At 49.0% G+C, this 20,205-nt stretch carries 19 protein-coding genes and 1 tRNA gene; 6 read left to right on the top strand and 14 right to left on the bottom strand.

The genetic code is table 11. From position 1 onward, the window contains the following. The first annotated feature begins 99 nt into the window (after positions 1-99). Positions 100-414 (top strand): flagellar protein FliT, encoded by a 315-nt coding sequence (fliT, locus tag JYB63_RS15060; RefSeq protein ID WP_205658721.1) that lies wholly within the window; start codon positions 100-102, stop codon positions 412-414. A gap of 72 nt (positions 415-486) precedes the next feature. Here fliT and flgL read toward each other — a convergent pair whose 3' ends face one another. The 13 genes from flgL to JYB63_RS14995 form a co-directional block, all read right to left on the bottom strand. Beyond that, complete coding sequence (flgL, locus tag JYB63_RS15055; RefSeq protein ID WP_205658720.1) at positions 487-1,785, bottom strand: flagellar hook-associated protein FlgL; 1,299 nt, start codon at positions 1,783-1,785, stop codon at positions 487-489. Positions 1,786-1,837: 52 nt separating this feature from the next. Then, a complete protein-coding gene (flgK, locus tag JYB63_RS15050; RefSeq protein ID WP_205658719.1) occupies positions 1,838-4,582 on the bottom strand; it encodes a flagellar hook-associated protein FlgK in 2,745 nt (914 codons plus the stop codon). A gap of 76 nt (positions 4,583-4,658) precedes the next feature. Then, a complete protein-coding gene (flgJ, locus tag JYB63_RS15045) occupies positions 4,659-5,711 on the bottom strand; it encodes a flagellar assembly peptidoglycan hydrolase FlgJ (protein ID WP_205658718.1) in 1,053 nt (350 codons plus the stop codon). A 1-nt stretch (position 5,712) separates the two neighbouring features. Continuing rightward, a complete protein-coding gene (locus tag JYB63_RS15040; protein WP_205658717.1) occupies positions 5,713-6,804 on the bottom strand; it encodes a flagellar basal body P-ring protein FlgI in 1,092 nt (363 codons plus the stop codon). A 14-nt stretch (positions 6,805-6,818) separates the two neighbouring features. Then, the gene (gene flgH / locus JYB63_RS15035) at positions 6,819-7,493 is read right to left on the bottom strand and encodes a flagellar basal body L-ring protein FlgH (RefSeq protein WP_205658716.1); all 675 of its coding nucleotides are present in this window, start codon (positions 7,491-7,493) and stop codon (positions 6,819-6,821) included. 19 nt (positions 7,494-7,512) lie between these two features. Further along, the gene (flgG, locus tag JYB63_RS15030; RefSeq protein WP_205658715.1) at positions 7,513-8,301 is read right to left on the bottom strand and encodes a flagellar basal-body rod protein FlgG; all 789 of its coding nucleotides are present in this window, start codon (positions 8,299-8,301) and stop codon (positions 7,513-7,515) included. Positions 8,302-8,392: 91 nt separating this feature from the next. Next, a complete protein-coding gene (gene flgF / locus JYB63_RS15025; RefSeq protein WP_205658714.1) occupies positions 8,393-9,139 on the bottom strand; it encodes a flagellar basal-body rod protein FlgF in 747 nt (248 codons plus the stop codon). 146 nt (positions 9,140-9,285) lie between these two features. Continuing rightward, a complete protein-coding gene (locus JYB63_RS15020; RefSeq protein WP_243432010.1) occupies positions 9,286-11,616 on the bottom strand; it encodes a flagellar hook-basal body complex protein in 2,331 nt (776 codons plus the stop codon). A gap of 14 nt (positions 11,617-11,630) precedes the next feature. Next, entirely contained in the window at positions 11,631-12,308 is a 678-nt protein-coding gene (locus JYB63_RS15015) for a flagellar hook assembly protein FlgD (RefSeq protein ID WP_205658713.1), read from the bottom strand. A 39-nt stretch (positions 12,309-12,347) separates the two neighbouring features. Then, positions 12,348-12,782, bottom strand: a complete 435-nt coding sequence (gene flgC, locus JYB63_RS15010) for a flagellar basal body rod protein FlgC (protein ID WP_205658712.1) — start codon at positions 12,780-12,782, stop codon at positions 12,348-12,350. Between the two features lie 2 nt (positions 12,783-12,784). Next, entirely contained in the window at positions 12,785-13,192 is a 408-nt protein-coding gene (gene flgB / locus JYB63_RS15005; RefSeq protein WP_205658711.1) for a flagellar basal body rod protein FlgB, read from the bottom strand. A gap of 262 nt (positions 13,193-13,454) precedes the next feature. After that, the gene (locus JYB63_RS15000) at positions 13,455-14,318 is read right to left on the bottom strand and encodes a CheR family methyltransferase (RefSeq protein WP_272873585.1); all 864 of its coding nucleotides are present in this window, start codon (positions 14,316-14,318) and stop codon (positions 13,455-13,457) included. Continuing rightward, entirely contained in the window at positions 14,315-15,262 is a 948-nt protein-coding gene (locus tag JYB63_RS14995; RefSeq protein WP_205658710.1) for a chemotaxis protein, read from the bottom strand. Before JYB63_RS14995 ends, JYB63_RS15000 begins: the two co-directional genes overlap by 4 nt. Positions 15,263-15,331: 69 nt before the next feature. Between JYB63_RS14995 and flgA the strand changes: the two genes are divergently transcribed. The 4 genes from flgA to JYB63_RS14975 all read left to right on the top strand — a co-directional run bounded on the left by flgA (position 15,332) and on the right by JYB63_RS14975 (position 17,113). Next, a complete protein-coding gene (flgA, locus tag JYB63_RS14990; RefSeq protein ID WP_205658709.1) occupies positions 15,332-16,030 on the top strand; it encodes a flagellar basal body P-ring formation chaperone FlgA in 699 nt (232 codons plus the stop codon). A 129-nt stretch (positions 16,031-16,159) separates the two neighbouring features. Further along, entirely contained in the window at positions 16,160-16,468 is a 309-nt protein-coding gene (gene flgM / locus JYB63_RS14985; protein WP_205658708.1) for a flagellar biosynthesis anti-sigma factor FlgM, read from the top strand. A 14-nt stretch (positions 16,469-16,482) separates the two neighbouring features. After that, positions 16,483-16,977 (top strand): flagella synthesis protein FlgN, encoded by a 495-nt coding sequence (locus JYB63_RS14980; RefSeq protein ID WP_205658707.1) that lies wholly within the window; start codon positions 16,483-16,485, stop codon positions 16,975-16,977. A 60-nt stretch (positions 16,978-17,037) separates the two neighbouring features. Continuing rightward, positions 17,038-17,113 (top strand) — tRNA-Arg (locus JYB63_RS14975). A gap of 16 nt (positions 17,114-17,129) precedes the next feature. Here the strand turns inward: JYB63_RS14975 and JYB63_RS14970 are convergent. After that, entirely contained in the window at positions 17,130-18,767 is a 1,638-nt protein-coding gene (locus JYB63_RS14970) for a tetratricopeptide repeat protein (RefSeq protein ID WP_336510895.1), read from the bottom strand. A gap of 321 nt (positions 18,768-19,088) precedes the next feature. On the opposite strand from JYB63_RS14970, the gene JYB63_RS14965 reads away from it, so the two are divergent. Beyond that, positions 19,089-20,015, top strand: a complete 927-nt coding sequence (locus JYB63_RS14965) for a histone deacetylase family protein (protein WP_205658706.1) — start codon at positions 19,089-19,091, stop codon at positions 20,013-20,015. Positions 20,016-20,205: the final 190 nt, after the last annotated feature.

The raw sequence follows: 20,205 nt of genomic DNA, 5'->3' as shown, positions 1-20,205 counted from the left end.
TGACTATAAGCTCGCTTCAGGTGTACTATATCGGTCGTTATCCGACAGACTTTAATGACTTCTGCATTATTTTTCTGAATAAAAATACGGGGGCATAAAATGATCAGCACACTCCAACACATCCTGCAGTTGTCAGAACAGATTTTGCAGGCCGCTGAAGCACAAGACTGGCAAAAAGTAGAAACCCTGCAACAGGAAAGAGAACAGGCCAGCAAGCAGGCAGTATCCGGCGACATTCCTCAGGATAAAGACACATCTTTACAGGCTGACGCGTTAATTACGCAAATTAAACAGCTGGATGAAAAATCACTGATGCTGATTGAAGGAAACAAACAGAAAGTGGGTCAGGAAAAGCTGCGCTCCAACAAACGGAACAAAATGGCTCAGGCTTATATCAACCAACCCAAATTCTGAAGCCACATGCAGAACGACGAAGCAGGCAGAAGATCGCTCTTCTGCCTGCTTCATTATCAGTACAAAACACTATTAGTTTAAATAGTTAAACAGCGATAACGAACTCACCCGCCCAAAGGTTGCCTGAGCAGCCTGCAAGGTAGTTTGCTCCAGCGTAAACTCACTGATAACCCTGGACAGATCAGCATCCTCAATGGTTGATATAGCGCTTTCGGTAAACAGCTTAAAATCCTGATTGGATGAAGTGACGTTTTCCAACGTACTTAAACGCGACCCCACAACTGTTTGGAATTCTGTTGTGTTCTCAGCCGACATTTTAAACTGCTCCAGCGCCCGGGCTACCGCTTCATCCCGCTCTGTACGCATCTGATCATTTTCAATCGGCTTTTCGAGCACGTCTGCAAGTGCGGAAGCAGCATCCAGTACATTCATTTTCTCAGGGGTCACTGAGATTTTGATTTCGTTCGCGCTAGCAATATCGGCCGGCTCATGAAGCTCCATGCTCAGACCATGAATATTAATCTGAGCCGGAGTCACTGCGAGATCACCGACTGGAATATTCTCTATGTTATTGCCGCCGCTGTCTTTAAGCGGTTGACCGGAGCTATCAAATACAGAGTATTCAAAGTTATCCGGTGTGGGCTCAGTCACTCTGATCGTTAATTCACCTAACCCTTTAGTTGCTTCTTTAAAGGAATTCTCAGCCGCCACAGTTGCGAATTCCGAGTTACGAACAAAAGGCTCAACCGGCGGTGACTGCTGCGCCGCATTGAAAACAGCCTGCCCAGTCATTTCAATTTGCAACGGCCCCTCAATTGATTCAAACAGAGCCTCTCCGGAATCATTGGAAGGTACAAACAGATCAGAGCCCACCTGAATCAGCCTTTGGCCATCATCGCCAACGTATTCATAGCTACCATCCCCCTGCTTCACATAAGGAGCTTCGCCACCTTTATTACCCGCGAATAAATATTCACCCTGAGCATCCTGGGTGTTCATCAGACCAGCAACGTATTCAACCAACTGATCCAGCTCCTGAGCAATTGTCGCCCGGTCAGCATCATTAATGGTGTCACTACCGGCACTGATGGTCAGTTCCCGCATACGGTCTGTGGCAATATTAATAGAGTCCAGAATCGAGTCTTCCTGCTCCAGACGACGCTTCGTTACATTAATATTGTCATCGTATTTATTGTACTGAGAAAGCTCCCGCTCAAGTTTCACCAGTTGAGCAGCCCCAACAGGATCGTCCGACGGATTGCGCAGCCGCTTACCGGTGGATATCTGCTCCTGCAAATCCGCGATGTTCGACTGGGAACGCTGCATGTTATCGATTGAACTCAAAAACTGTTGCTGTGTTGAAATTCTCATGACCTGGTTACCTTTTACTCAAACAGCCGAAAGTAATGTCTGCGACTGCGCGTTATACCGCCTGAAGCAGACTGTCAAAAATAGACTGTGACACCCGGATTAGCTGAGCAGTTGCCTGATACGCCTGCTGGAACTGCACCAGTTTAGCCGCTTCTTCATCCAGGTTTACACCACTCACACTCGCCTTGGTATTCGCGGTTGTATCCATCACCGCTTTACTGGCATCCGTTGTGATTTTGGCTGTTGCTGTTGTCGTTCCGACCCGTTCAACCAGGCTGCCATACAGATCCTGATAATCAGAACCGCCAACCACTTTGGTATTTTGCAGGTTAGAAATTTTTAACGCGTTACGGTTATCTGAGATACCGTCTTTATTGAACTCAAAACTGAAACGGTCACCAGACGATGGCTGATTCGCGATCGTAATGTCGTAACCGTTCAGGATGATCACCTCTCCCGATGTGAACGCCTGATTGACCAGCGGGCCGTTACCCACATCCAGAGGAACCGGATTAGTCGGCTCAGTCATGTCATACACGGTATAACGGATGGGGTCGGCATTATCGAATACGATCTCAACCGGTGGTTTAAGCTCACCGTCTACCGCAAAGGCAGATGAGCTGGTATCCGTAATATCAACGGTTGCGACACCGGTTCCCTGGTTACTGTCTGCCGGTGATACACGAACAGGAGACGCCAATGCCAGTTGATCACCGTCCTGAATAACCCTTTTCAGGTCTTCCGCACCGGTACGTACCGCATTGATCGAGTACCGATCACCTTCAACAAAGGTTCCGTCAGCTTTCAGGGTTACTTTGATGCCGTCCACCTGAAAAGATAACGTGCCATTATTCGGATCCAGGTAATATTCACCTTCGCTAACATCCGCAACCCCCTGAGCCACATTGCCCACGGTAGACGCCACATTGTTTGTCGTATCGATCATGTTAACGCTGGCGCCGCCAAGCAGTGTACTGCCGGCACCCGCCGAAGAAGCAATGCTCAGCGTCTCAACAGTTTTATCAACCGTCGCCGTCGAATCATCCAGATACCCTGAAGCAACCGCCTTAACCTGAGCCGCATTGTTTGCGGTTAAAGTTGTACCGGCCCCCTGAGTTGTGTCATTGGTATACTGTTTAACAGTCATAACATCAGCATCAGCATTATCGGTAAACTCAACGCTGATATTGCCACCGGTGGAGTCGGTAATCTTTACGTCTGAACCGTCCATTTCGATGCTGATATTCGACATATCATGCCCGGCACTTTCCAGCCCTGCCAGCGCCACATCCAACGCTGCTTTACTGTTTACCGCACCGGTGCCGCCAGTCGGCAAGGTAATCGTCATGGTGCGGGCTATACCGTCGTTATCCAGTACCTCAACCGTATACTCAGCACCGTTTGCACCGGCCTCAGTGATATCGGTAATCCCTACCGCCGTCGTTGCACTTACGCCTGATACACCGGCCGTGCCATTCAGAGCATCTGCTACTCCTTTGGCAGAATCAACGCCGGGAACCGCAGTCGCCACACCATTCAGCGTGACTGTTAATGTTTCCGCAGGCGCGGTAACCGCACTGTTGCCCGCAGTAATGCCAGCAACGGTACCAATGGCGTTAGCTTCGACAGTCCGGTCATCCGTCGACGGGGTTAGCTGATCAATGTCGATTACTTTGCCATCTTCCTCACGGACCAGTCTTATCTGCCCTTCACCGCCATAGGTTAGTTCATAACCGGATGCCTGCAGCAAGCTCACATCTTCAATAGAGACTGTTGATGAAGCCAGTGCTGAGCGGTTAGCGACATGGGATTCCAGGCGGTTCGCCTGGGCAGATGAAGAATTCACATCGCTGAAAATATCGCCGCCATAGTTATTATTGGCATCGATACCTGAACGGTGTTGCTCGTTCATTGTTTCAGCCAGGGCAATGGCCATCCTGCCCAGTTCGTCACGAGCATCATTCAGTGACTCATCCCGGTAATCCAATACACCGCCCAATTTTCCGCCACTAAGCTGATCGGTCACTTCCGTCGTGTTACCGGCAATCACAAGCTTCACTGACCGCTCCGTCGGCACCGCATCACCGGGTGTGCTGATCAGTTGATTGGCGGTAGCGCCGACAACCAGTGGCTGACCATTGGCCAGGAATACGCTGTAATTCTTATTACCTTCTTCCAGCACATTGATAGAAACCAGCTCAGAGAGTTCGTTGACGACCTGGTCACGCTGATCTTCAAGTTCATTAGTCGGCTTATTTGCGGCAACAGCAATATTAATCTTGTCGTTGAGATCGGCAATATTTTCACTCAGCGTCGATATCTGGCTGGTGTAATCGTCGATCATGGTATTCACGTTGGCTTCCTGAATACGCAGATTGGCATCCAGATTATTAAACCGCTGTACCAACGCCTCTGTTTCCGCGATAAACAATTCACGGTTAGGATCTGAAACCGGATCATCCACAACGTTTTGCAAAGAGCTGAAATATTTATCCATGGCATCTGAAACACTGGTGGTTTGCTGTGCCAGCAGATCGTCCAGCTGAGCTGTCAGGGTCGAGAATGTTGAAGACTGATTATAACTGGACAGGTCACTCCACAACTGCCGGGTCAGCAAGTCATCAGCCAGACGGTCAATACTGCTTACTTCGACGCCGCCAAGAGCTGGCAAGCTGTCAAAGTTAACGCGCTGACGGGTATAGCCGTCCGTATTAACGTTGCTGATATTTTGCCCGGTGGTTGCCAGAGCATTCTGATTGGCAATTAATCCTTGTTTACCAATGTTTAATAAATTCATCTAAAACTCCTCGCCAGGGAAAAAGCGCTACCGCTCCGGCTGCGCATCTGACTCAAACCGGGTTATCGGCCAATCGTTAACTTTCTTTGCTATTTATGCCGCTATTGGCAGATAAACTGCCCGTATTATCTGCCTGGCTGATTAACTCACCGCTGTATATACGGCTGATCTTATTCGAGTATTCCGGATCAGTGGCATATCCCGCCTGCTGCAAGGCATCAACATACGCAAAAGGATTTGCCGCCTGCTGCAATGCATTCTGGTAACGGGGACTGTTCTTCAGAAAAGACACGTAGTCATTAAAACTTTCTTCATAGGAACCGTAGGAACGAAAAGCAGCCTGCTCACGCTGAGCCACACCGTCACGGTACTCCAGGGTGCTGACCTGAACCTGTTCACCCTGCCAGCGAGAATCGGCCTTAATGTTGAAAAGGTTGAAACTGCTCTCACCGCCCTGCTGAATAACATGTTTGCCCCAACCGGTTTCCAGTGCCGCCTGAGCTAACAGCACTTTTGGATCAACGCCCAGTTCACCGGCAACTTTTTCAGCAATAGGCATCAGCGACCCGACAAATTCTTCCGGCGTTTCAAAACGCCCCGGAAGCTGTTCATTAACCGCCGCCACCTTCTCTGTTGTTCTCACAGGCTGGACCGACTCTGCTTTTTCAGGTGCAGACCGCTGCTGGGCCTGACCTAAAATTGCCGAAGCGGCAGCGCTGGCTGTACTGTCAAACGCCCGGCTTAACAGTTGTTCCGATTCGGAAAGGTTATTTTTCTCTTCAGCCTGATCAGACTCAGCATCCAGCTGAACGCCATAACCTGCACTCAGCTGTTTAACAATAATGTCAGCCAGACCGATACCGCCGGATTCAGACAGGTCCTTGGTGAGCTGAGTATCCGCCATATCCTGATAAAACTTTACTTTTGAAGAGTTAAGCGGGTTATCTGAACTGAAAACATCATTTGCCTGCCGCATACTTTTCATCATCATATTCATGAAAAGTTGCTCAAACTGCTCAGCAACCGCCTGCAGAGCCGCAGGATCTTTGTCCTTGGCCTGCTGACGCAGCTTGTTCATTTCATTGAATTCGGTATACAGCTGTGCGTTCTGGCTGGCATTCGTTTTCATATTAAATCACCACCAGCTCTGCTTTTAACGCACCTGCCTGACGCAGTGCTTCCAGTATTGCCATCAGGTCGCCGGGAGCAGCTCCTACCTGGTTCACAGACTCAACAATGTCCTGCAACGACGCACCCGGCGCGAACTCGAACATATGTCCGCTGCCTTCATCCACTTCAATACCGGTACGGGGGGTAATAACTGTCTCACCCTGAGAGAGCGGATCAGGCTGATTCACATCAATATTTTCATTAATCGCAACGGTCATACCGCCATGAGTAATTGCTACCGGAGACACCCGTACATTCTGGCCAATAATGATCGTGCCGGTCCGTGAGTTAATAATCACTTTCGCCACTTCCTGAGCAGGCTGAACTTCAAGATTTTCCAGTACAGAAAGGAAAGATACCCGCTGCGAAGGGTCCCGCGGAGCACGTACCCGGATAGAGGTCGCATCAACGGCCTTCGCCATATTCGGCCCTAACAGGCTGTTAATGGTTTCAGATACCCGGCGTACCGTGGTGAAATCAGGATGATTCAGATTCAGCACCAGACTATCCCCCTGTGCAAAAGCATTGGGTACCGTCCGCTCCACCGTTGCACCGCCCGGAATCCGGCCAACACTCGGTACGTTCAGTGACAGACGTGAACCGTCGGCACCTTCCACACCAAAGCCCGATACGACCAGGTTACCCTGAGCAACCGCATAAATCTGACCGTCCGCACCTTTCAGTGGCGACATAATCAGGCTGCCGCCACGTAAACTCTTAGCATCACCCAACGCGGAAACAGTGACATCAATCACCTGACCCGGCTTGGCGAACGGTGGCAAATCCGTATGGATCGCAACCGCAGCAATGTTCTTGGAGGACGGGTCAATATTTGGCGGAATCGCCACACCGAAGTTATTCAGCATATTTCTGAAGGTAGCTGAGGTAAAACTTGTTTTATCCCCGGTGCCGTCAAGACCAACCACCAGACCATAACCCACCAACTGGTTACTGCGGACCCCGGCCACTGTTGAAATATCCTTTAAACGTTCAGCAACTGCAGCAGTACTCAGCAGAAACGAAGCAGCGACCAGTACAAGTGACTTAAGCATCTGTCTTCTCCTGATTAAAATGGCCACAACTGACCAATAAAGAACTGTGATAACCAGCCCATGGTATTTGAGTCATGCACTGCACCGGTTCCACTGTAAGAAATCCGGGCATCAGCAATCTGAGTCGAGTTAACGGTATTGTCCGCACTGATATCTTGTGGACGAATCATGCCGCTGACACGAATATATTCATCACCCTGATTTAAGGTCAGCCATTTCTCACCTTTGACAATCAGTACACCGTTGGCCAGCACTTCATGAATGGTGACCGAGATATTACCGGTAAGGCTGTTACTCATATTCACTTTACCTTCACCGTCAAAATCTGTCGTTGAGTTACCGAAGTTGGCAGATAACGGCTTACCATCAATTGTCAGTGCTTCACCTAAAATCGTCGGCTGAGCAATGGTCTGGTTATTACTCTTATCGATCTCTGTTTTACTGTTCTTCTGCGAAGAAGTACTTTCCTGCAGAACAACCGTAATGATGTCGCCAACACGGTGCGCACGGCCATCACCATAGAGGTTAATGTTGGTTGCACTGCTGAAAATTGAACCGTTCACCGACTTAGGCGCCTGCAGCGACTGTGGCCGGATCGGCGCGAAGTGCGGGTTATCCGGCTTCGGCGGTGTATTAACACATCCGGTCAGCAACAGAACAAAACCAACAAGAGTAAGAACCTTATTCATAATATTCACCCAAATACGCTTACAGCTGCTGAGTCACGAAGGACAGCATCTCATCTGCCGTTGAAATTACTTTGGAATTCACTTCATATGCCCGTTGAGTGGTAATCAGATTCACCAACTCTTCCACCGCATTCACGTTGGAACCTTCTAAAGAGCCCTGCAAAAGTGCCCCCGTGCCGCCTTCACCCGGGTTATTCAGAATAGGCGCCCCACTGGCATTGGTTTCCAGAAACATGTTCTGACCAATGGCTTCCAGGCCCGCTGGGTTCACGAAGTCAGCCAGCTGAATCTGACCTATATTCTGTGCAGCGGTATTACCTGCAGTAACTACTGATACCTGGCCATCCTGGCCGATCGTCAGTGTCTGCACTTCCGCCGGCAAGGTTATCCCGGGCTGCAATACAAAGCCTTCTGCCGTAACCAGTTCATTATCAGAATTAATCTGCCACTGACCGTGGCGGGTATAACCGGTTTCTCCGGTAGGCAGCGTGACCGGGAAAAATCCTCGACGGCCATTAATTGCCACATCAAACGCATCGCCGGTGTTCTCAATAGAGCCTTCCTGAAAAAGCTTTTGAGTACCAACGATCCGCACCCCGGTTCCCAACTGCAAACCGGAAGGCAGCTGTGAACCTTCCGCCGACTCAGCTCCGGGCTGACGCTGGGTCTGGTACATCAGATCTTCGAATACAGCCCTGTCACGCTTGAAACCAACAGTACTCACGTTTGCCAGGTTGTTGGAAATAACCCGCAATGATGTATCCTGCGCCGACAAACCTGTTTTCGCTACAAATAACGCACTGTTCATTCTTTTACCTCTCTAAACAGCTCTTCAACGGCTGTTTTTTATTCTTAGTCAGAAAGCTTTATTCGCTCACCGAATACTTACTGATTAAATATTATCCCTGCAGCTGCAAGATACGTGCCGCTGCTGATGAATTTTCTTCTGCCGTCTTCATCATTTTCACCTGCATCTCATACTGTCTGGACAGAGAGATAATCGACGTCAGTTCAGAAACAGAATTTACATTGCTGGTTTCCAGAAAACCGGAAACAACTTTGACATCATTTGCCGGCGGCAAAGGCACAGGATTGCCGGTACGCATGAACGAGTCCTGCCCTTTGAACAATGTACCGGGCTCCGGGTTAACCAGCTTGATACGGTCAACGACCGCTAATGCTTCCGGCCCTTCACCCAAAGGCTGAACGGTAATGGTGCCGTCACCGCCAATATCCAGTTTTTCAAATGCCGGCAAGGCAATAGGAATACCACCATTGCCCATAACCGGAACGCCACCGGCGGTTACCAGCTGATTTTGTTCATTAATCGTAAATTCGCCAGACCGGGTATAAACCTCTTCACCGTTGGCATTGATCACTGCAAACCAGCCATCGCCTTCAATTGCGACATCCAGCTCCCGCCCGGTAGGCGTCAGCACCCCTGAAGTAACATCCGTGGCAGGCCGCTCGCTCATGGCATACACCCGGGACGGCAAACCTTCCCCATACACAGGCATCGCCCGTGCCTGAGCTAAATCAGTTTTAAAGCCGGTCGTATTTACGTTAGCAAGGTTATTTGAGTGCGCATGCTGTGAGCGCATATTTTCCCGCGCGCCACTCATGGCAAGATACAGCACTTTATCCATTACTCTTCTCTCTACGTATCAGCTCAAGCGGAAATGCATTGCCGCTTTTTCAATATATAGAAGAAAGCAATTAGTGTGCCAAGAAATAAAACAGGAATACCCGGCAGGTTAAAAACCGGCCGGGTATGGAAAAGAAAACAGAAAAGTTAAATCTGAAGTATCGCCTGCGTCACCGTATTCAGGGTTTCAAGCGTCTTCGAGTTCGCCTGGAAGTTTCGCTGCGCTTCAATCAGCCTTACCAGCTCACTGGAAAGGTCAACGTTCGACTGTTCAAGTGCTGCAGATCGCAAGCTACCGTTCAAACCGGTTCCCGGCGGGTTCAGAATCGCATCGCCTGAGGTCAGTGTCGCAATCCATTCGGTATCGCCCGCAGGCTGCAAGCCCGACTGGTTTTCAAAGGTAGCAAAAGCAACCACACCCAGGTTTTGCGTCTGGCCGTTTGAGAAGCTGGCAACCATTTCACCGGTTTCAGCAAAGGTAACACCGATCAGGTCACCCTTGGTATAACCATCCTGCGTTGCGGCCTTAACAATAGAGGCGGATGCAAACTGGGTGGTATTGGTAATATCCAGCTCAATAACCGTTGTCGGGTCAGCAGGGTCTGCACCGGTAATCGAAATATTCGGTGCGGTTCCGCCAAGCGGCACGTTCGTGCCGTTCACTGAACTCAGCAAACCGTTAGTCGGATTAAACGTCACCAGAATCGGGCCCGGCTCTGAAGCACCACCCGGCTCACCCGGATCAGGCGCCTTACCCAGATCCAGCGTCTCAGTACCGTTCAGGTATGCATACATCCGGTAAACACCTTCATAGGAGTTATCACCGGAATCAATGGTAGAAATCGCCATAACAGGCTGAGTGCCAGGCGTTGTAGTGGAACCGTCGCCAAAGTCAACTTCCAGAATATCATTTGGCACATTACCCGACTCAGGCTTATAGGTAATAACCAGTTGGCCTGAAGAATTAAACTGCACCGATGCCACATCAGGATTCGCATCCAGAATTGCCGCCTGATTAGCAGCAATTTTAGAAGAAACCGTTTCCTGCGTATCTGCTGTATCAAGCTGAATTGTCACCCCACCAATGGAAATTGATGGCGAACCATCCAGAGTACCACTGGCAAAAGCAGCACTGTTAAATGCATAGGTATGGGTTTCACTTGCCGATAAGGTAGTCGAGGTAATAGCAACATCTGATAATAAGTTACCCGCACCATCACGCACCTGAATATCATCCACATCCGTCGCAGACGCCTTAAAACGGACATCCAGTGACGTACCGTCCGCCGCAACCTGAACAGAACGAATTCGACTGTCTGCATTCAGTAATGACTGAACCTCATCACCAAACTGACGTAAAGTTGTTGCGCCAGTCGCAGTACCGCCGGTCAAAGTACCAAAGCCGACTGCTGGCGCTGATTCTGAGTCATCAAACTGAAAAAACAATTTGGAAGAATCTGTCGGGTCTTCAGCAATGTTTATCAGAACCGGTTCATTCGATGCACGGTTAGCATTATAGTGATCAATAATTGCCTGCTTTTGAGCTTCAATTTTATCACCCAGATCAGCAGGTGAAGTCGAAGCAACAATCGTGGCAGCCGGTACGGTAACCGTACCAATAACCATACTTACACCGGTAATACCCGCTGCAGCACCTGAAATATCAAACTCCTGCACCTGCCCCGGCAAACGGTAATCACCATCCACCAACATACCGTCCGGATCAAGACCAATACCTGCTCGCAGTACATCTTTATCAACTGTCTGACCGCTGATCACAACCGTACCACCAGAAACATTCGGAGGCGTAGCTCCACTGAAATTCAGCGTCTGCACTTCACGGATTGGTGGTTGCTCTACCATGTTGAACTTGATGGTATGCTCGTTACCCAGGCTATCGAAGCTACGGATAGTGGTACTGTAGGTAAAAGTCGCCGGGTTATCGCGATCATACGGCTGCACTAACGCACTAGCATCTGCCCGGTCATCAATATTGAAAGACAGGTTAACCTCTTCAGTTGCCTTAGGCGGGCTTTCCTTCTGCGTTACCGCCAGATCACCGATCGGCAAACGGTTGCCGTCACTGTCCAGACCATAGCCCTGCAAACGCTTACCGGACTTGGATACGATAAAACCGTCTTTATCCAGCTCAAACGCACCGGCACGGGTGTAAGTCACACCACCCTGGCCATCATCCAGCTGGAAAAAACCTGAACCGTTGATCGCCAGATCCAGGTTGTTGTTGGTAAATTCAATGGTACCGGCCTGAAAATCCTGTGCGATGTCAGAAACGATTACACCGGAACCGGCCACGTTACTGGAACCCGCACCCACTACAGCTGTGGCATAAATGTCGCCAAACTCCGTCCGTGAAGATTTAAAACCGATTGTACTGGAGTTCGCAATGTTGTTACCCGTGACATCCAGATCGGTTGTTGCCGCTTTTAAACCTGTAACCGCAGTATTAAAACCCGCCATGATACTCTCCTGCCTTACCCAATCTGTTTGATATCACTGAACGCAATAGAACCTGCGTCAGTATTCAGTTTCATGCCAACACCGTTCTGACCCAGTGTGACGCTGTTGACGTTGTAAGCCAGGTAACTGTTCACTGCCTTATAACCATCTGCGGTCGCGGCCTCAGCCACAACCCGGTAATCGCCGGAAGCCGCATCATCGCCCGCATTCCATGCAAAATTCAGATCCCCTGCGTTTTTAGCCCCCAGATCAAGGGTCTCTATTTCAACGCCGTTAGGATCATAAATTTTGACCCGCAGGTTCGTCGTTGAAATCGGCAACTCAACAATGCCTTTAACATCTTTATTATCCGCAGTAATCGTTGCCACATCGGTCTTGGCATACACATTCTGCCCAACCATTGATGAAGCCTGTAACGCCGACTGACTGGACAGCAGCGAATTGGAAAGGTTATTCATCGTAATGTTTAGGTTGTTGATACTCTCAACCTGACTCATGCTGGAAATCTGCTGCATGAAGTCATTTGTCTCTGCCGGGCTAGTCGGATCCTGATTCTGCAGCTGAGCAATCATCAGCTGCATAAACATATCGCTGTCGCTGGATGTCTGAGACGTCTGCGTCGATTGCGCCTTGTTAGCCTCATTAATCTGATCAAAGACATTGGTTGTCTGATTCGTATTAATAGTCGACATAATTAATTACCTCTGAACTCTCACGCAAATCCGACGTTATCAGCCCTGACCAAGGGTCAGCACCCGCTGCGTCATCTGCTTCGCGGTATTCATGATTTCAGCATTAATCTGAAACGAACGGGACGCAGAAATCATATCTGCCATCTCTTCAACCACATTTACATTGGGATAAAAAACATATCCCTCTTCATTTGCCATCGGGTGATTAGGGTTGTATTCCTGGCGTAACGGCGCGTCACTTTCAACAATTCCGGCAACCTCAACCCCCTGGCCCGCCTGGGTACCCAAAGGCACACCTGGCTGCAATTCATCCTGACGACCCAGCTCAAAAACAGCCTTACGGGCCCGGTAAGTTTCACCATAGCTGCTGCTGACGCTGTCAGCATTTGCCATGTTAGAGGCCGTCGTATTTAACCGGACACTCTGGGCGCTCATGGCTGAACCGGCAATATCAAAAATATTAGACAATGACATAATTATTCACCCTTAATCGCGCCTTTCAGGCCCTTAAATTTTCTGTCCAGAAACTGAAACGATGCCTGATAGTCCAAAGCATTTTCTGTATAGCGGGCCATTTCAGTCTGAACATCGACTGTATTGCCATCAATGCTTGGCTGACTTGGGATCCGGTACATCATTTCAGCGGCAAAATCCGGATTTACCAGACCTTCACTGTGGCCACTTTTAGTTTGAGCCAGTTCAAGCTGTCCTGCCTGCATCTGCGACTCTTTGCCCTGCAAAATTGCTCTGAAATCCATATCCCGGGCTTTAAAATTTGGGGTGTCTGCATTTGCAATGTTATTTGCCAGCACTTCTGCACGCTTGCTACGTACGTAGACCGCTTGCTCATGTATACCCAGCGCTGATTCAAAACTGATTGCCATACCGACACTCCTATAATTAACTGACCAGTTAAATGCAAACAGAATGCCAACTACTAAAAATCATTTAAAATCAGCAAGATAAGAAAAAAATAAAACTATAAGCGGCAATCAAATGCCCCTTAAAAAACGAACCGGCAATCCACCGGCAACGGGGCGGCAAAGCGGCATCTCCCATTACTCTGCATTGCCGCGATGTACCTTCCAGGCATAAAAAAACCCCGGACAGCAAACTGTCCGGGGTTCTTGAATCACTCAAATAGCTTTAAATAGCCTTATAAATAATACCTGGTCTGCAGTGAATCATTTCATAGCAGTCACTCAGGCCAGATAAAGACTCTGATGCCCCCAAAAAGAGATAACCTCCCTTCTTAAGCGACTTATGCATCTTACGCAGAATTTCCAGTTTCAACTCAGTGGAGAAATAAATGAGCACGTTACGGCAGAAAATAATATCAAACTGCCCCATCGTGCTATACGAGCCCAACAAATTCAGTTCACGGAAGTTAATTCTGCGTTTGAGCTCTGGCTTTATGGTCCAGATATCATCGCCTTTAGGAGAAAAGAAACGGTTCAGGCGCTCCTGAGACAAGCCTCTTCCTAAAGCCAGACGCTCATAGTCACCGGTCTTAGCCTGCTGTAATACCCGTGTACAGATATCAGTAGCAACGATTTCCTCACCACCAAAACTGCCCTTACCTGACTGCTTGAACTCTTCAATCGACATACTGATCGAATAAGGCTCTTGCCCCGTTGAGCAGGCTGCTGACCAAATCCGCAAACGCTGGCGACTACCAGCTGCGGCCAACTCAGGCAAAACCTGATTATTCAGGATTGTATAGGGATGAATATCACGGAACCATAAAGTCTCGTTGGTCGTCATTGCGTTGATAACCTGCTCATTAAGAGCCCGACTACCCGGCCGCTTCAGTTGCTCTACAAGGGTCGCGAGACTGGGAATCTCACGCTCTTTCATCAGGCGCCCCAAGCGGCTTTCAACGAGATACAACTTATGTCTGGCTAACAAAATGCCGCAGGCATTTTCCAGATAATCACAAAACAGGGTAAATTCCTGATCGGTAATCTTTAACTTAGAAGTGTCCAGAACCTTTACTCCACCACCTGTCAAAGACCGGATTCAACAGCCTTCATACGCTCTACTACTGCAGTTGCCAACTCGTCGGCATCAAACTTACCAATAAACGCATCAGCACCAACCTTTTTAATCATTGAAAGGTTAAAGCGTCCACTCAGTGAACTGTGCAACACAACGTGCAGCTTACGCAAGCTTTCATTGTCACGGATACGGTTTACCAGGGTATAACCATCCATTTCCGGCATCTCAATATCAGAAACAACCATCAGGAAGAGTGACGGTACATCAACTCCCTTATCAACCAGCTGTTCCAGCAATGTCAGAGCGGCCTTACCGTTCTTAGCCGTGGTAACTTTAATACTCATGCCTTCAAACACCTGCTGAACCTGCTTCAGCGCGATATTTGAGTCATCAACAACCATCACGTGATATTCCTTCGCGTGATTTTTAACTTCTTCTGTGGCGATATCTTCACTGACCGCAGTATTACTCGGAATCAGATCCGCAAGAATTTGCTCAACATCCAGGATTTCGATCAGATTACCGTCGTGCTCTAACACAGCTGTCAGATAGTTTTGTCCGACCAGCTCAACCGGCGGCGGTGTAACGTTATCCCAGTGAGTTGCCAAAATCCGGTCAACCCTGCGCACCAGGAAAGAAAGTGTACGGCGGCTGTATTCGGTAACCACCAGAAAACAGCTCTTACGATCATCAGGGCTAACAGGTTCCTCACCGATTGCCTCAGACAAGTCGATCACAGGGATCGTTTCACCACGGATATGCGCCATCCCTTTAAGAGACGTTGTCTGTTTAGGAATACCCGTCAGATCCGGACAGGGAAGCACCTCCCGTACCTTAAATACGTTGATGCCATATTCCTGCTCAGTATTAAGGCCAAATAGCAATAACTCCAGGCGGTTATGGCCAACATCACTCACCCGCTGTCGCTGGTTTACACTAATCTTATTTACTGACATGATTATTCCTACGTACTGAGTGGACCTGCTTAGTTTACTCAAATGGTAAGTAATGGTTTAAATTATCCAGTGAATCACCCAACCATCACATTAATATGTACTTTTATAGCGATCTTCACTCTGGCAGTAAAGGCCCATGCCAGCGCCTACCCGACCAAAATCAAACAACAGGCTGAAGAATACCTGTATTCCATCTATTCCGTTGAACAGCCATTAGCCCGAACCAGCATCAAGTTACGCCCCCCAAGCACGCAGCTAAACCTCTCCCGATGTAAACAGCCAATCACCTTCAAACACGCACCAACACGGGCCAGCAGGGTAAGCATTGCCGCTCAGTGTCATAATCCCAAGTGGCGAGTTTTTCTGACCGGCACTGTTGAACAATGGCTGCCGGTTGTCCACACGACCCGACCTTTAAACAAGGGCACCATTTTGGGGGCTAAGGATCTGGCACTGATCGAAACTGACGTACGCAAGATCAACCAGGCTTACTTTACCGACCGTGCCGAACTGTTTAACCGGCGACTGAAACGCACCCTGCGCAGCAAGAAAATCATCACCGCGCAAGCGCTGAGCAAACACCTTCTGGTTCGCAAAGGCGATCATGTCGTCATTGAAGCCAAAAACGGCAGCATGATGGTTCGCATGAACGGCACTGCACTGGAAGACGGTGAACAGGGCAAACAGATCAATGTAAGAAACACCCGTTCCGGCCGGGTCGTACGCGCTTATGTCAGCCGCGTAGGGGTTGTTTCAGTCACACCTTAGGCGATTAGCACCGCCTGTATATCACTGATATACTTAACCTAAAATTTTTATAATTTTTTTGTATTTTTTGACTAAAGATTATTCACACTGCGCCGATATACTCACTCATAGAAAAATGAGGTTCAGAAAATGGTTATTGATATCACGGGTTTATCGTCCAATCAGGCGACCCTATCTCGTGGCAAGGTGAATGAGCAACCTGCAGCGGGCAACAAGCCAGCCACTGGCGCGGCACCGACCAGCCAGCCGGCAAGCAATGTCAGTATCAGTGATACTGCACAAGCAATTCAGAAAACAATCGACAGCAGTTTAACTGATGACGGTGTAAATGCTGACCGTGTTGCAGAACTGAAAGCTGCTATCGAAGATGGCAGCTATCAGGTGGATGCCCTGAGCACAGCCAAAGGCCTGCTTCAGATCGAAACACAACTCGGCTAAGCAATATACGGAATATGCAGACAGTAACGCCTTTACAACTCAGCGAACTGAATACCCTGAACCAACAGGGACTGATTACGATTGGCAAACTGAGCGCACTCCTTGATCAGGAGTATAACGCCCTGTCTGAACGAAATGTTGAAACCATTCAACAGACGGTTCAGCAAAAAACGGACATTCTGCGGGAGCTGGAAACCAACAGCAGATCCCGGAATGAACTGTTTAATCAACTGGGTGTTTCTGCAAACAAACAGGGACTGGAAACTTTTTCCGGCGCACTGCCGCCAGAGCCTCGCGCTGAATTTCTTAAACACTGGAAGCCGCTGGAAACACTGCTTTTAGAAGTAAATGAGAAAAACCAGCGGAACGAAACCGTCGTTGCACGCAACAGCCGCAACCTTGAACACCTCATGAGCATCATCCGCGGCCAGAATCAGAAAAACATGCTTTACGATAACGCCGGCGGAAAAGGCAACTATTCAGCGCAGCAACGTTTAGGAAAAGCTTAAAATATTTCCGCGCTTACCCCGTGACTCCACACAGAAACATCAGTAGAATCAGCCACCTGCCTCCCCGTAGTTCAACCGGATAGAATAGGGCCCTCCTAAGGCTTAGATAGGGGTTCGAGTCCTCTCGGGGAGGCCACTTCCCTCTCACTGTATTACTTTATCAGCTCACCCAGCGGCCCATGTGGTAAAGACTTTGCGGGTAGTTTCCTGAAGCGCTCCAGCACATTCAGCTTCCGCTGCTGATCATCTGACAGCTGCCCGTTCCGTAACAACCCCAGATAACGATCCACCATCTTTAAACGGCCTTCACGGCGTTCTTCATCATCACGGGCGGTTTCCAGAAACAACTGCGCAAGATTCAACATGGCAGCAAAGTTTGTAAAGTCGAATTCAACGGCAGCACCAAAGGATTTAATCGCCGCACCTACCTTACCACTCATGTAATGCTTAATGCCCAGACGATTTGCCTTGAGGCTCATCTGTGCATCCTTAGCTTTCTTCTTCCCGGCCTCAGGCACAGGCGCAGCGGCTTTTTCCGGCTCAAGCACAGGCACAGCATCGCCTGACAAAGCAAGCACCTCACGGTCCAGATCCAGCGGCATTTCAAGCCGGTCATTAATCAGTATCGCTTCTTTCAGGAGACGCTCCCCTTCGGAAAAATCTCCGGTACTTTCAGCAAACTGGCTGCGAATTAAGTGACTCCGCACATCCAGCCCCAGATCATTCGGAAAACTCTGTTTGGCACGCTGCAATAACACATCCATATCACGGGCAAGCTGATATTGTGTTTTTTCATCAGAATGCTTGGCTTCCAGCATAAATACATTCGCCAGACACAAATAAGGCTCTGCTGAGTGCAAACTGCTTCGCTTACCCAGAGATATTGATCGGCGATAGGCTGACTTCGCCACCTCCATCACCTTGGTCTTAGTAGCTACCCTTCCCAGCTTCATTTGCCGGGGAATAGCCAGAGGAGCCTTTGATGTCGCTTCGCGCAACATTTCACGCGCCTCGCCCAAATCCCCCTGCTTTTCATAAACCTCAGCAAGCAAGTCATAGGCAGCTATCATCAGGGGTGATCTTTCAATCAGCTTCAGCAACTGCTCCTGAGCCAACGAGAGCTCATCCATGCCGATAAATACTTTTGCCAGATACAATCCGGCTTCCTTTTCGCCGCTCTCCTGATAAATGGTCTCAAATAGCCGTCGGGCATCCTCAAGCCGGCCTAGCTGCAATAGCAGTGAACCACGGACAATTTGCAAATGATCAAATTCAGGATGTTCACGGTAAATGAGATTTTCACAGATTTTCAGAGCCTGCCCGATCGAACCCGCCTCAACCGCGAGATCCACCGGACGCAGCGCCATCTTGCGGCGCATTACCTGATCAATTCGCTGCTTCAGCTCTTCCATCGTGAACGGCTTAATCAGCAGATCATCCGGATTGCTGTCGATCACCTGAAGAATAGCTTCCTGAGAAGAGTCACTGGTCATACATATCCAGGCGGAGCTGGGCCGGATAAAGCCGCGATACCGCGCTTCCTCCAGGATCTGGATACCGGTTACAGAGTCCCGCACGTTATGGCTCAGCAAAACGATGTCGTAGTCATTGCGGGAAATCAGCGGAATCACCCGCTCATTACTGGTGACCGCCTTAATGTTATGCATGCCAAACTCGCGCAACATGTAGTACACCGTTGCACGCATATTGCCACTACTGTCCACCAGCAAGACATTGGTGTCACTGTAATCAATCTTGCGATTAAGTTTTAAATCCGTAACAAGTGGCACAGAAACGCGTTTCCTAACATTAAACCGATATTACATATAACTTCATTCAGATTATCAGAATGTCAGAAACAGGTGGAGCAAAGCAGGCAGGGTTTTTGCCCTATGCGTCTTAAAATGGGCAAAAAAAAGCACCGGTGTAGGGTGAAACACACGGTGCTAAATACAGTTCTATGCTGTGATGATCATATTACGCAGCTACTCGCCAGCACACCATGATCCATGTCAATATCTGTACCATAAAGCAAATTAGTTACACTTTTGACTAAGCGCCCGGGCTGAGCGAATTCAGTACACTGAAACAAATACAGGGATAACAATAAAATGACGACTACAGCCTTCATCAGCCATGAGGATTGCGGCCTGCACAATATGGGGCCCGAGCACCCGGAAAGCCCGGTCAGACTCATTGCCATTCAGAAAGTACTGAGCAAAACCGGATTGATAGATGACCTGCTACAGATGGAGTCTGTACATGTCACTGCGGATCAGATAAAGCTGGCGCACTCCAGCCATCACCAGTCAGACCTGCTGCAACTGTCACCGGAGTCCGGCATCGTTCATGCGGACGCAGACACCGCACTCTGCCCCGACAGTATGCACGCCGCCAGTCTGGCTGCAGGGTCTGCCGTACTGGCAACTGAACAGGTTATCAACCAACAGGCAGACAACGCCTTCTGCTCTGTACGCCCACCGGGTCATCATGCCGAACACGGGCTGGCAATGGGGTTCTGCCTCTATAACAACATTGCTATAGGCGCGATGCACGCCCTGCAGCATCCGGACATTAACCGTGTCGCGATTGTCGATTTTGACGTTCACCACGGCAATGGCACCGTTGATATATTCAAAGACATACCTGAAGTAATGGTCTGTTCAACATTTCAGCATCCTTACTATCCGGGCCGCCTTCATGACGTTCAGCGGGAAAATATAATTAACTGTCCGTTATCTGCGGGCAGCGGAAGCCTGGCATTCCGGCAACAGCTGGAAGATGCTTGGTTACCGGCCCTGCAAAGACACAAGCCCGACATGATATTTATTTCCGCAGGATTTGATGCCCACGAGGAAGACCCCCTCGCAGACATTAACCTTCGGGAAGAAGATTACTACTGGGCAACAAAGTTACTGATGGATGTAGCCAACAGTTACGGTCAGGGCAGAATCGTTTCTGTTCTTGAAGGAGGCTACAATCCTGTCGCACTGGCTTTCAGTGTCCAGTCACATCTGGAAGCATTAAACGGCAAGTAATACTTAAAGCGACACACAACGCAAACAAAAAAGGCTGCCCATGGCAGCCTTTTTTTACAGCTTTGACCCGTCCTGAATAAGGTTGACACTTTCTAACCTTAAATTTGGAAAGTGTTATGACAACAATCACTAAGCGTACTCAGCGAGATTATTCTCTTGCCTTTAAATTAGCTGTGGTGGATCAGGTTGA

Source organism: Aliamphritea spongicola, from assembly GCF_017051665.1.
GTDB lineage: Bacteria > Pseudomonadota > Gammaproteobacteria > Pseudomonadales > Balneatricaceae > Amphritea > Amphritea spongicola.
Note: the sequence above shows the minus strand (reverse complement) of the source record. Positions and strands in the feature narration are given on the sequence as shown.